Source organism: Flavobacterium sp. Root901 (genome assembly GCF_001429765.1).
In the GTDB taxonomy this organism is placed as follows: Bacteria; Bacteroidota; Bacteroidia; order Flavobacteriales; family Flavobacteriaceae; genus Flavobacterium.
Map to the genome: position 1 here is coordinate 429177 of NZ_LMJB01000005.1, position 13392 is coordinate 442568.

At 32.7% G+C, this 13392-nt stretch carries 13 protein-coding genes and 1 tRNA gene; 3 read left to right on the plus strand and 11 right to left on the minus strand.

Features of this window, described 5'->3' with window-relative positions:
• Window positions 1-10 precede the first annotated feature (10 nt).
• Together ASE21_RS05565 and ASE21_RS05570 are read left to right on the plus strand one after the other, a co-directional pair.
• Window positions 11-826, plus strand: a complete 816-nt coding sequence (locus ASE21_RS05565; RefSeq protein WP_057121577.1) for a helix-turn-helix domain-containing protein — start codon at window positions 11-13, stop codon at window positions 824-826.
• Window positions 827-904: 78 nt separating this feature from the next.
• Window positions 905-1864 (plus strand): nitrilase family protein, encoded by a 960-nt coding sequence (locus ASE21_RS05570; RefSeq protein WP_057121578.1) that lies wholly within the window; start codon window positions 905-907, stop codon window positions 1862-1864.
• Window positions 1865-1928: 64 nt separating this feature from the next.
• On the opposite strand, the gene ASE21_RS05575 is transcribed toward ASE21_RS05570, so the two are convergent.
• From ASE21_RS05575 to ASE21_RS05615, 9 genes are all read right to left on the minus strand, one after another.
• Window positions 1929-2957 carry a hypothetical protein gene (locus ASE21_RS05575; RefSeq protein WP_057121579.1) on the minus strand — a complete coding sequence of 343 codons (1029 nt, stop codon included), beginning with the start codon at window positions 2955-2957 and terminating at the stop codon, window positions 1929-1931.
• Window positions 2935-4449 carry an NAD(P)/FAD-dependent oxidoreductase gene (locus ASE21_RS05580; protein ID WP_057122340.1) on the minus strand — a complete coding sequence of 505 codons (1515 nt, stop codon included), beginning with the start codon at window positions 4447-4449 and terminating at the stop codon, window positions 2935-2937. Before ASE21_RS05580 ends, ASE21_RS05575 begins: the two co-directional genes overlap by 23 nt.
• Window positions 4450-4537: 88 nt before the next feature.
• Entirely contained in the window at window positions 4538-6058 is a 1521-nt protein-coding gene (locus ASE21_RS05585; protein ID WP_057121580.1) for a polyamine aminopropyltransferase, read from the minus strand.
• Entirely contained in the window at window positions 6051-6266 is a 216-nt protein-coding gene (locus tag ASE21_RS05590; RefSeq protein WP_057121581.1) for a DUF350 domain-containing protein, read from the minus strand. The genes ASE21_RS05585 and ASE21_RS05590 overlap by 8 nt, the downstream gene beginning before the upstream one ends.
• A gap of 194 nt (window positions 6267-6460) precedes the next feature.
• Window positions 6461-7693: a DUF4178 domain-containing protein gene (locus tag ASE21_RS05595; RefSeq protein WP_057121582.1), complete on the minus strand. Its 1233-nt coding sequence runs from the start codon at window positions 7691-7693 to the stop codon at window positions 6461-6463.
• A 3-nt stretch (window positions 7694-7696) separates the two neighbouring features.
• Entirely contained in the window at window positions 7697-8059 is a 363-nt protein-coding gene (locus ASE21_RS05600; RefSeq protein ID WP_057121583.1) for an S-adenosylmethionine decarboxylase family protein, read from the minus strand.
• A 131-nt stretch (window positions 8060-8190) separates the two neighbouring features.
• Window positions 8191-8697: a hypothetical protein gene (locus ASE21_RS05605; protein ID WP_128414658.1), complete on the minus strand. Its 507-nt coding sequence runs from the start codon at window positions 8695-8697 to the stop codon at window positions 8191-8193.
• A gap of 112 nt (window positions 8698-8809) precedes the next feature.
• A tRNA-Ser gene (locus tag ASE21_RS05610) sits at window positions 8810-8896 on the minus strand.
• A gap of 61 nt (window positions 8897-8957) precedes the next feature.
• Complete coding sequence (locus ASE21_RS05615; protein ID WP_057121585.1) at window positions 8958-9827, minus strand: LysR substrate-binding domain-containing protein; 870 nt, start codon at window positions 9825-9827, stop codon at window positions 8958-8960.
• Between the two features lie 90 nt (window positions 9828-9917).
• On the opposite strand from ASE21_RS05615, the gene ASE21_RS05620 reads away from it, so the two are divergent.
• The gene (locus ASE21_RS05620; RefSeq protein WP_057121586.1) at window positions 9918-11156 is read left to right on the plus strand and encodes an MFS transporter; all 1239 of its coding nucleotides are present in this window, start codon (window positions 9918-9920) and stop codon (window positions 11154-11156) included.
• A gap of 66 nt (window positions 11157-11222) precedes the next feature.
• Here ASE21_RS05620 and ASE21_RS05625 read toward each other — a convergent pair whose 3' ends face one another.
• Together ASE21_RS05625 and ASE21_RS05630 are read right to left on the minus strand one after the other, a co-directional pair.
• Complete coding sequence (locus ASE21_RS05625) at window positions 11223-12251, minus strand: asparaginase (protein WP_057121587.1); 1029 nt, start codon at window positions 12249-12251, stop codon at window positions 11223-11225.
• A complete protein-coding gene (locus ASE21_RS05630; protein ID WP_057121588.1) occupies window positions 12241-13377 on the minus strand; it encodes a 1-acyl-sn-glycerol-3-phosphate acyltransferase in 1137 nt (378 codons plus the stop codon). Before ASE21_RS05630 ends, ASE21_RS05625 begins: the two co-directional genes overlap by 11 nt.
• Window positions 13378-13392: the final 15 nt, after the last annotated feature.

Below are 13392 nucleotides of genomic sequence, written 5' to 3' on the forward strand. Positions count from 1 at the left end.
TAATTTATTTATGCAGGTTGGTGCTCCAAAAGATTTGTCTCCTTATATCAAACATTATCTTTTTTTAGATAATACTGAAGCTGCTGTACAAAAATTTCGCTTATTTTCTGATGGCAATACCGGTGTTGTGTTTTCTTTAAAAAGCAGACTTATTTCCGGAATTAGTAAATACGAAGTAAAAGATTACCTGCCATCTTGCTTTTTGTACGGACAACTTAACGGTTTTAAAGATTTATATTCTGAAAATAAAGTAACCCTTATAATTGTTGTTTTTCAACCCAGCGGAATAAATCAGTTATTAGGAATTCCCGCAAATGAATTTTATGATTCCATTATTCCTGTTGAAGATATATTTGGCGAAAAAGCAATTGTACTTGAAGAAAAGTTATCAGAACAAAACAACGAAAAACGAGTTGAGCTTTTAAATCGTTTTTTTAGAGCTATGATTACTGTAAAACCAGCTGAAAATCAGTTTATAATAAATAATTCATTGCAATTTATTATGAATAATAAAGGATGTTTTTCTGCCAAACAATTAGCTTCATATATGGGTTACAGCGAAAAACATCTGGAAAGAAAATTCAAAGAATGTATTGGATTAAATCCTAAAAAATTAGGGAGTGTATTCAGGCTGCATCATTTTTTAAAATTGTTAAAATATAAAACAGATGATACAAATTTAACGGCAGTTTGTTATGATGCCGGATTTTCAGATCAATCTCATTTAATTAAAGAATTTAAAAAACACACCGGAATTACCCCGAAAGAATATTTACACAACACGGGAAAATTAACCAGCAATCTTATAAAACGATCCCTGCTTTGACATTTTAAAATGTCGGTTTTGTACAATTTTTAAAATATGGACAGCGCTATTTTTGACTAATTATTAATAGCGTACAAAATGAAAAATTTAAAAATTGCCACTGCTCAGTTTGAGCATAAAAGCCGCGATAAAAACTACAATTTATCTGTAATCGAAAAACTTTCTCATAAAGCATCAATAGAAGGCTGCGACGTAATTTCTTTTCACGAATGCTCAATCACCGGATATACATTTGCAATGCATTTATCAAAAGAACAAATGCTGGATTTGGCTGAAATTATTCCCAGTGGAGAAAGCATCTTAAAACTAACTGAAATTGCCCAAAAAAATGACATCGTAATTTTAGCCGGACTTTTTGAAAAGGATGAAAATGACAATGTATTCAAAACCCAGGTTTGCATTGACAAAAATGGTTTAGTGGCTAAATACAGAAAACTGCATCCGTTTATAAATCCTTATTTAACGCCTGGTGACAGCTACTGTATTTTTGAAATCAAAGGCTGGAAATGCAGCATTTTAATTTGTTACGACAATAATATTATAGAAAATGTCCGCGCTGTAAAGCTTTTAGGTGCCGATATTATTTTTATGCCGCACGTAACAATGTGCACACCTTCTACACGACCAGGTGCCGGTTTTGTGTCGCCACAGCTTTGGGAAAACCGCGAAAAAGATCCTACTTCCCTAAGATTAGAATTTGATGGAATGAAAGGCCGCAGCTGGTTAATGAAATGGCTGCCGGCAAGGGCTTACGATAATGCTGTTTATGTCATATTTTCAAATCCTATTGGTATGGACGATGACCAGTTAAAAAATGGCTGTTCTATGATTATAGATCCTTTTGGAGATATATTGGCAGAATGCCGCACTTTTGATGATTCTTTTGCAACAGCAGTTGTTACGCCCGAAAAATGCATTCAGGCCGGAGGTTATCGCTACATAAAAGCCCGAAGACCCGAATTATACAAAGACATTAATGGTCAGGATCACAAATCAGAACAAAATGTAGTGTGGTTAAATTCTGCCGAAAAAAGTTAGGTTATTTTTAATCCTGATAAAAAATCATCTTGTTTTGCTAGAATTTTGACAAAACAAGATGCTTTTATATTTCTTTTTTAGACTTCCAGATAAATCCATCCAGCAGATAGTGTGTGAACTGAGGTACACTTAAAAGAGGAACTAATAAAAACTGCCAGCCAGAAAAATCAATAGTGCTGATTGAAATGTTTTCATTCCACACAAAAACTTCCCAAAAGAACTCTTCTGTAAAAGCAATCATCAATAAAATAGCTACATAAACAAATACCGCATTATAAGTTTTTAGAAAACTGAAAAAGCCTGATTTTTTACTATTTTCTCTATTTTCAATTTCTTTAAAATAAACCAAAGCCATATATGGAATTCCATGCGAAACTACATTCAGAGCTGTAAAAATAAGATCATCATTAAAGTAAACAATACCGAAATACCATGAAAGAGCTGTTCCTAAAATAATGGAGTTTTTAGGAATATTAAAGAATTTATTTTTAAATGATATAGTTAATGTTCGAATGGCATAAATTAATAAAATGGCAATATAAATCCAAAGCAAAACTGGCAGAATAGTTTTATTTTCAAATTGAAGGAATTCATTTTCAACAAACCAGTTAAACTTTCTCTCCGGAGAAAAAAACCAAAACAACATTGGATAAATTGTTGAGGCATAAATTGCCAGATTATCAATGGTGACTGATAATTTTGTTTTAGGTTCTTTGCGGGTATATAATCTCACAAAACCGTACTGCTGCCTAACAAAATGAAAAACAGCAACATAAGCCAAAAAAGACCAAAAAACCAAGCTTCCGAGTGAAAATAGAACCAAGCTCGTTGTAAAACAAATTAACGGTAAAAGAATTAGTCTTTTTTTATTTCTTCGAAATTCATCTTTTACAAAATATGTTTTAAATAAAGTAGCATAGACATGGGCTACATCAATAAAAACAATTAAAAAAAGCCAGCTGTAAAAAGAGTAATAATTTTCTATAACAGTAATATAATTTTGAAAAACAAAAATAACAGCCAGCACAAAAAACGACGGTCCAATAATAAATAAGGAATCTGTTTTAGCTTTATGAATCCAAGGTTGTTGCATCTAAAATTTTGTTTACAGCATTAATTCCCTGATGAAAAGCTTCTTCAAAAATCGAAATTCCGGACAAATCGGTATGGGCAAAATAGATTCGGTTTTCAATATCCTTTGCTGCTTTTTCTTTGGCTTGACCAAAAATAAAATCAGGAACAGGAGAAATCATTCCGTGTCCTAATAAAAAAACTTCCATGTCTTCTGAATCATTTTCAATATCTGGATGTGCAATTTTTAAATCATTAAAGACAAATTGTTTCCAATATTCTTTATTTTTTTTATAAATTTCTCGCCGTGTTTTTTTTAAATCTCCAGATGAAAAACTGTAGTAATATGTAATTACTTTTTTACCCTGAACCTGATTTAATGACTGATGCTGTGCATAAACATAACCTAATCCTTTTGCATCATAAATTACATTATCCCACGAAAGCGGAAAGCTCAAATTATCTGATAAATTGTTTACAACTAAGGTTGCTAAAAGCCAAGGTGTGTAATGAAAGTTTTTTGTAAACGCTTTTCGGTCTTTAATCAGATACTGGTTTACGAATTGAGGTGTGGCCATAATGACTTTGTCAGCAATAATTTCGACAGAAATCTTTTTAGTGTCATCAAATGCCCGGACAACAACTTTATTTTTTTCGATTTTTACATCATAAACCAAATGATTTTTAAGGATTTTTTGTTCTGTATATTTTTTAAGATGATATGCTAATCTGGCATTGCCTTCAGGCCATGTCAAAACGTTTTCATTTTTTTCTGCAGAAGCATCTTGTTTTCTTCCAGCAAAATAATGAATTCCAGCCCATGCCGAAACATATTCAATTCCTAATCCAAAATCATCTTTACAACAGTAATCAATATAATTAAATAAAGGTTCTGATTTGAAATTATTGTTCTCAAACCATTTTTGCATTGTAATTTTATCTAAGGCTCTCGCCTCTTCATCTTTAGACGAAAGATAAATTGGTATATTAAATAAATACTTTTGATCTTGGCCTTTTGCAATTCTAAAAGCATCCATTTGCGTAAAAAAACGTTGAAATTCTTTATTATCTGTCTCTGAATTGCCTTCTTTTGGAACAACTCCTTCCTGCCAGTTGTTTTTGTAAAACAACCGTTCTGCTGGTGCAAAAGTCAATTGCAATTCATCAAAAACAGGGAGTCCGTTTTTATTATAACCCAGAATAATTTTTTCTTCTTCAAGGAAATTTAAAAGTTCTTTGTCCTGAAAATTGGGAAGCGGCAGATAATGTGCTCCCAAAGGATATTTAGAATATTTGTTTTGACCATTTGAAGAGTTCCCTCCTAAATGATCTGCCATTTCAATAACTACAAAATCCGAAATACCTTTTTTATGAAACTGACGCGCAGCACTCATACCTGAAATTCCGCCGCCAATAATTAAATACGGAATGTTTATTTGCTGTTCTGGCTTTGGAAAATCTTTTATCCATAATCGATGTCCCAAAAGATGATTTGTTCCTGATAAACGAATCATCAGAACAGCTATTTTATCTGAACAAAATTGTAAAAAAGGAATTAAAAGCAGTGAAGCAGCAATTCCTTTTACAAAATTTCTCCTCCCATTATTGCAGTTTTCCCCACTCTTCATCAAAATAACGTACTAAAATCTGGTTGTCTAAACGATTAATTTCTATTTGGTTTGAAATCATATCATTGGTAAAATAATTAAATCGGTCAAATTGATAATTGTAGAATTTCAATCCCGGAACTTTTCTTTTTACATCATTAAAGGTCGATCCAAAACCGTTTATGGCAATGGTGTAACCCCATTCTCCAAACGATGGAACATAAGCATGATAAGCATCTGTCTGCGGAAAAACCTGCATTACTGTTTTATTAATACACCAAAATGATTTTGGAGCAAAATATGGTGATGTAGTCTGGATTACAACTGCTGCATCTGGCTTTAAAATGCTTTTTACGGTTTGATAAAAATTAAGCGAATATAATTTTCCTAAACTGTAATTTGACGGATCCGGAAAATCTATTATGGCAGCATCAAATCTTTCTTTACAGCTTTTTGCCCAAATATAAGCATCTGTATTTATGACTATAACTTTAGGGTTGTTTAATGAATTTTTATTGAAACCTGTAAGTACATCATTAGTCTTAAAAAGTTTGGTCATTCCTTCATCAAGATCGACCAGAGTTACTTTTTGAACGTCTTTATATTTTAGGATTTCACGAACAGCCAGACCGTCGCCGCCGCCTAAAACCAAAACATTTTTTACATCTTTAGCTATTGACATTACCGGATGAACCAAAGCCTCATGATAGCGATATTCATCAGCAGAACTAAATTGTAAATTATTGTTTAAATAGAGTCTGTAATCACTTTTGTTATGGGTTAAAACAATTCTTTGATAGGGAGTTGAATTAGTGTAAATAATATTTTCTCCGTATAATTTTCCTTCAGAATAAGACAAAATCGAATCTGAAAAAACAAAAACAACAAGCAAAACCACAAATGAAAAAATAGCTTTAATTCTTAAAAAATAAGATTTTTTTAATTCTTTTTTTAGGAGAAAACAAAGCGCAATTGCAATGCTCACATTAATCATTCCGAAGAAAAGTGACGTTCCCATTATTCCTAATTTTGGCACCAAAACCAAAGGAAAAAGTATAGATGCCAGCAAAGCTCCGATGTAATCGAATGTAAAAACGTTCGAAACTAAATCTTTAAACTCGACTTTGTCCTTTAAAATATTCATTAAAAGCGGAATTTCGAGTCCGACTAAAAAACCGGTTATAAAAACAAACAGGTATAGAATAAACTGAAAGGATCCGACGCTTTCGAATAATAAAAATAAAACTACTGAACTTAAACCTCCAATCAAACCGACTAAAATCTCGATTTCGACAAAAGTATTAAGTAAGTTTTTATGAAAAAACTTTGAAAAAAATGAGCCGATACCCATTGAAAACAGATAAACTCCAATAATAAATGAAAATTGTTTTACAGAATCGCCGAGTAAATAACTTGCTAACGTTCCTGCGACAAGCTCATAAATAAGGCCGCAGGTTGCAATTATAAAAACTGCAAACAGTAAAAGAAATTCAAACCTAAGAAAATTTTTACCCATGAATTGCTGCGCTAACAATCATCGAAATTCCGATGATAAATGCTGCCAAAACTATTGCGACAGCGATATTATTTTTCTCCACAACTTCTTTCCAAGTGTTTTCGGGAGTGATCTTTTCGATAATAAAATAGGCCGCTAAAAGAATGATAATTCCTAAAACAGAAAAAATGATTGAATTAACGATGGGCTGCGTATGTATTAATTCCATATTATTAAATGTTATTTATGATAAAAATGATTAACGGATGAATGACCTGTTGGTTTATAATTTTCTGTGGTTTCGCAATCGCAGATTCTGTTTCCTGCAATTGTAAAATAAAGATACACACCAAAGCAAAACAGGCCAAGTGCTATAGAAAAGAGATTATTATATATAAAATCAGAAATTTTTTTCATAACTATTTATTCGGTGAAAGTAGAATAAGAGCTGTCTGCCCATCTCTCTTTTTCAAAATTGTAACTATAAAATCTTATTATTAAATAAATGGTAATCAAAACAATAATAACAATCCATACATTTCTGCTAGAAGGTTCATTCCAAACAACATTAATACGCATTTCACTATTATTAACATCCTCAGGAGCTTTCATTGGTGTTATTAAAAGATGGTATTTGCCTGCTTTTACTCCACAAATATTAAACTCTTCAGAATTGCTTCCTTCCGTCCATGATTCTCCATCTGTATATCCGTAATAGTATTCTATGTCTTTGCTGGCATATATTTCTTCATTTGTTTGTTCGTTTATCAAAGCGACATTAATGTTTGCCCATGAATTATTAACATCCGTAGAAACCTTAATCGTAATTGGAGCCGAACCTCCATTTAGTACAAATGCATCGCTTGTAATTTCTTTGTTGTCGAATTCGCTGAATCGTATTGTTTTAGAAAATACATTCTGCTCAAACTGATCTTTATATATATACCAATTTGTGGTAATAATTAAGAGTGCCGTAAAACAAAAAATAACAGCCAGATCTTTAAGATTAAATTTTGCCGGCTGAATAACGCCTACTCCATATTGATCTGGGAGGTTATTCTTTTTAAACGCTTTACTAATTTCCTTCTTTTTAATATATTCTCCATAAAAAGCCGTTTCAGCACCTTCCATATCTTCAATAGAAATCATATAAGGCGGCCTGATATATTCAACAACAGGAATTATTTTATTTTGCGGCAGTGCAAAATCAAAAAAACCTTCTGCATTTTCTATAATGGCATTAGAATAATTATAAATATCGTAATCGAGGTTATTATGTTCTAAAGTTAAAGGATGTGACTTAACATTAAAAGTCTCTTCCATTTCTGTAAGCAGCATCCAATGTCCATCTGAAAGCGAAAGATAAATAAACTCACTTTTGTCATTTTGAAGTATAAACTCTGTCCATCGATATTCAGGATGCGTTTTTTTGAATAATATACCCGTAACTTTATATTCGCTTCCTTTCAAAAAACCAACATCACCAACAGATAAGGGCTGATCAGCCACGACGCCTTTATATTGTGATCTTCGGCGAAAGCCATCTTCTTTATCACGAACATATAAACTGTGACAAACAGGACAAACAAAATTTATTACCTCAAAACCAACCTCTAATTCGGTTTCTGTATTACAATCGTAACAAGGAATTTTCATGCTTTATCGGTTAATTTCAAAATCTTTAATAATTTTTCCATCAAAATAAGTGATGTAATCGGCCATAACATTTCGTACTTTCTCTGAATTATCCTGAAGATAATTGCATAAATAAACATCTAATGTAAGCTGATTATATTCTGGCCAGGTATGTATGCAGATATGTGATTCTTTAAGGCAGAATGAAATTGTAAAACTATTGTTGTCAAAATCATGAACAACTACACCTACTTTTTCAAGTTCATATTTTTCTAAAATGGAATGTGTAATATCAACAAACCTTGTACTGTTGGTGAGCTTCGAAATTTGATCGACATGTAAAGTAACCAGTTTATGCAATCCTGGCGAATAAGGGGGTAAATTCATTAAAATTATATCATTGACAATGGTGCCAAATATATAATAATTAAATTTAAAAACCTTTTTAGCGCTGGAAATCTATAGTACTTACTAATATGTTTTTATGGAATAATATTGGCTTTTATATGTCGCTGTTTTTACTTTACAGTCCATGTTTTATTATCAGATGTTGTAATAGATTGAATCAGATATCCTTTTAGAACTATCCTTTTTATAATACTTGTATCGCAATTCTCTTTTCTCTCAAAAATATATTCTTTGTTTAATGATAATTCTTTTTCTGGAATAGTTCTATCATCAGAATTATCACATATACCAAAAGAAAGGACATCTAATTGTAGTGTATCTTCAACATATTTTCTAACAGACACATCAATATCGTCTGTTTTAAAACTAAACTTATAGCTTTTATAATGCTCGCAATCACGCACATTCATTGGTCCTTTAAAAGATGTCTTTATATAATCTTCAATTTTATCAACAAGAATTAGGCTGTCAATTTCATTTCCACTCGTTACCATGATCTTTTTTTCGATTTTACCTAAATCAAAAACAGCTTTAGGAATTGGAGTCAAATGACATTCTCTTTCACAAGAAATTAAGATGAGTACTAAAAGAATAAAAATTGAAATATTTGTTTTCATGTTATCGTTTGAATTTTTAGTAATCCCGTTATTTTTTATAAATTACTAAAATAGCTATATTTTTAAATCAAAAAACCGCAATTTCTTTAAGACGAAATTGCGGCTTTATTCGCAGAGAGGAAGGGATTCGAACCCTCGATACAGTTACCCATATACTAGCTTTCCAGGCTAGCTCCTTCAACCACTCGGACACCTCTCTATTTTGGTCTGCAAAGAACACAAAAAAAATCGAGTTTCAAAAATAAAATCTAAGATTAGTTTTAAATACTCTTTCTAAATTCTTCCATAAATAATTTTACGGCCTTTTTTTGATAGCCGCCAATAGTTAACATAAAAGATTCTCTTTTGGTTGCGACACCTGTAATTTGTATTGCCTTTAGCTGATCCCAGCCTTTTAAAGCCTTTTCTGCCACAATTGTCGCCCAATCGCTGTTCTCTACCATTTGCAGCAATGCATGTATAGAATGCAGTTCTATGGAGATTTTAGGCTTCATATTAAATTTTTGAAATAACTCTTCGACGAACTCTCTCGAATTTGATCCTTTTCCGGGCAAGACCAAAGGAATTTCTTCTATTTTCTTAAAGGCAATTTTATCCAAATCTGCTAAAGTGTGGTTCCTGGAAACTGCCAAAACCATATGCGACGTAAACAAAGGCACTTTTTGAATAGGCAGTTCAATTTCATGTGAAGAAATAACTAAAACAACATCTAATTGATTATTAATAAGTTTTTGTTCTAAAGCCTCTGTAGTTCCGTATTCTACAACAATTTTCAGATTCTGATATTTTTTAGCAAATGCATTAACGACAGGAAGAATCAATAAACCAAAAATATATGTAACACCAATTCGGAGTTCGCCGCCAATCATTTCATTCAAATCTTCAATGGCCTGTTTCCCGTTTTCTACGTTTTCGACCACTTTTTTGGCGTGAATTAAAAAAACAGAACCGGCTTCTGTAAGCTGTACTTTTTTGCCAATTCTTTTAAATAAAGGCAGACCGAGTTCTTCTTCCAGTTTTTTTATCTGTTGTGAAAGTCCGGATTGCGTAACAAAACACAATTCGGCAGCTTTTGTAAAATGCAGAACCTCAGCCGTTTTAATAAAATACTCCAATTGATAAATTTCCATATCGATAAGTTTTAATACTTATTATAAGTAAAATTATTAATTTTTCTAATGAAATCATAATCGCGACCTTTGTATTAAATATTTAAGATCATGTTTAAAGCGTTAAAATCAAAAAACTTCAAGTTATTCTTTTATGGACAATCTGTCTCAGTTATTGGTACATGGATGCAGAAAACCGCTGTAAGCTGGATGGTTTACAGTATAACAGGATCTGTATTTTTGCTGGGACTTGCTACTTTTTTAAGTATGATTCCTTCTTTATTTCTTGCTCCGTTGGCCGGAAGTATTATCGGACGTTACGACAGACACAAATCAATGCTTGTATTGCAATCTGCCGCAATGATTCAGGCCGGGGCCCTGGCATTGCTGATTTATTTCAAAATTTATAACATTAACTTTATTCTCGCTTTAAGTCTTATTCAGGGAATTATTAATGCTTTTGATATGACCTGCAGACAAACCATGATGATAGACATTGTGAATGATAAAGAAGACTTACCCAATGCAGTTGCCTTAAATTCAACCTTAAATAATTTTGCCCGAATTGCCGGACCCGCACTGGCCGGAATTATTCTGCATACTTATGGAGAAGATTTCTGTTTTATGGGGAATTTTTTCAGCTACATTCCTGTTTTGATTTCTTTATTGATGATGAAAATCACGCCGCACATTAAAGCCGAAAATAAACTGAACATGATTGACGACCTTATCGAAGGCCTTGATTATGTAAAAAAAGAAACTGAAATGGCCAGAATGCTTTTGATGTTAACCGTCAGCAGTATGTTTGTGATTTCGTTTAATACTTTAATGCCTGTATTTGCAAAAGATATTTTTAGCGGAAATGCCGAAACTTTCAGCTGGTTTGAAAGTGCTGCCGGAATTGGTTCTGTCTTATCTGCTATTTATCTTGCCAACTTAAAATCATCTAAAAACATGAACAAACTGATGATTGCAGCAAGTTTACTACTAGGTTTCAGTATTATTATTTTAGCCGTATCAAGCAGTATAACGATTGCACTTATCTGTATGACTTTGAGCGGAATAGGAATGATGGGCCAAACTTCTTCCATTAATATCTACATTCAGACACACAGCGCCGTCAATATGCGTTCCAGAAGTATCAGCTATTACATGATGGCATATCAGGGAATGATTCCTGTGGGAAGTTTAATTATCGGATATGTTTCTCACTCACTTGGTGTTAGAGCGACTGTAGCCATTCAGGGAATTATTTGCATTCTTTCTGTTTTAGTTTATGTTTATTATAAAAAACAAAAATCTGCTCAGGAAATGGAGACTTGTCCGGTTGAGTATAGAAATTCCAATTAAACTTTGTCAAAGTTAATCATATCGTAAAAATTGGAATTTGGAATTTAAAAACTTAGAATTTTTAATTTAAGATATTTCCCCGCGAAGTGCTGTTTCAAAAACATCTTTAAATTCATTTTGCGGAATATGATGGCCCAGCAGATACATTAATTTTGTAATAGCAGCTTCTGTAGTGATATCTTTTCCCGAAATAACTCCAAGCGATTTTAAGGCCGTACTGGTTTCATATTGACCCATATTAACACTTCCGCCTGAACATTGCGTAACGTTTACAATGTGCATTCCGGATTGAATAGCTTTTTCAATTAAATTTAAAAACCAATCCTCGGTTGGAGCATTTCCTGAACCGTATGTTTCCAAAACAATTCCGAGTAAACCAGCAGTTGCCAGGATTGAAGACAAAACAATTTCGCTCATGCCCGGAAACATTTTTATGATAGCTACATGATTGTCTAAATTTTTATGAACGATCAGTTGGGCGTCTTTATTTACAGGAAGAAATAAATGTTTGTTCAGCTTCAAATGCACGCCGGATTCTACCAATTCTGGATAATTTGGTGCAGTAAAAGCCCTGAAATGTTCTGCATTTACTTTTGACGTTCTGTTTCCGCGGTACAATTTATATTCAAAATACAAGCAGACTTCAGTAATTACAGGTTTTCCATTTTCCTGAAGTGAAGCAATTTGAATAGCTGTAATAAGGTTTTCTTTAGCATCAGTACGCAAATCTCCAATTGGCAGCTGAGATCCTGTAAAAACAACTGGTTTTGCTAAATTTTCCAGCATAAAACTCAATGCTGAAGCTGAATATGACATAGTATCAGAACCATGAAGAACGACAAATCCATCATAAGAAACATAATTTTCCTCTATAATTGTGGCAATTTTGGTCCACATTTTCGGATTCATGTTTGATGAATCTATCGGGTTTTCAAATGAAACAGATTCGATTTCGCAGTCTAACTGTTTAATTTCGGGAATTTTTTGGATTAATTTACTAAAGTTGAATGCTTTAAGCGCTCCAGTTTCAAAGTCCTTGCTCATACCGATCGTTCCTCCGGTATAAATCAAAAGTATTTTTGCTTTAGATGACATCTTGGTATTTTAATTTATTGACAACCGGATTAGCATACATAGCCAAAAATCCTTGTCTTGTAACAGGATTATCACTTCCGATACGCATTTCTAAACGACGCTCAAAAAGCGATTTTTCATTTTCTTTATATAAATGAGAAAATCTTGTTGTTTCGTTTAAAATATCATAGGCAATAAAGTTGGTTGGCCACAATTGGTAGTTTTTCAAAATCGTATCATCGATAACTTGTGCCAAAGCCTGAACCTGCTTGTTAACATTGTCATTTTCTGCGGCAATCTGATCGATTTCAGCATCTAAAACATCGCCAACAGAAATATGTATTCTTTTTTTAGTTCCCATGATACCACTTAAAATGGTCATGAAATCTTCATTTTTATCTTTAACGTAAACTTCGTTGTTTGCTTCTGCCATTAATTGCGGCATTTTTAAAACATCCGTAGGATCGTATTCGTAAGAAATGGAAACCGGAACGATTTTTAATTTCTTAAAATAATCCATTAAGTTTTCTTCGTCAGATGCCATTCCAATCATTTTTAAAACTCCCGGGTTGGTTTCATCGTTTCCGTCTTTTGTTCTTCCTTCTCTTTGTGCAATCCAAACCGAGCGATTTTCACGCTGTAATAACTGACAGATATATTCTGATAGTAATTTAGAGCTTTGCAGCATTTCACGAGGTGTTAATCCTCTTAAAACCAAAAAGTTTCGGTTTAACTTTGCTAAAGTTGCCAGAAAGGCTTTTTTAACCAGATTGTCTCCAATTGCAGATGCCGTCATAACCAGACCATGTTCGAACAAACAAACATTAAGCAAAGTAGTATCTAAAAGGATATCTCTATGGTTGGAGATAAATAAGTAGGAAGTATTTTTTTCAAGTTTTTCAAAACCAGAAGTTGTTAAGCCTTCAGAACTTTTTTCAAGAACTTTTTGTATCGTGTTATAAATAAAATTACACTGAAAATCGCGTATCGAATGCGTCTTCTTTAACTGATCCTTCCAAACCTCATCTTCAACTTCCGGAAAAGTAAAGTTCATCATGGTTTTCATCATCGGATGATTGACAACATCATGAAGTGCTTCATTTATTTCGGAATCATAAAACGGTCGAATGGCATCAAATTTCTGCATTATTTATATTGTTTT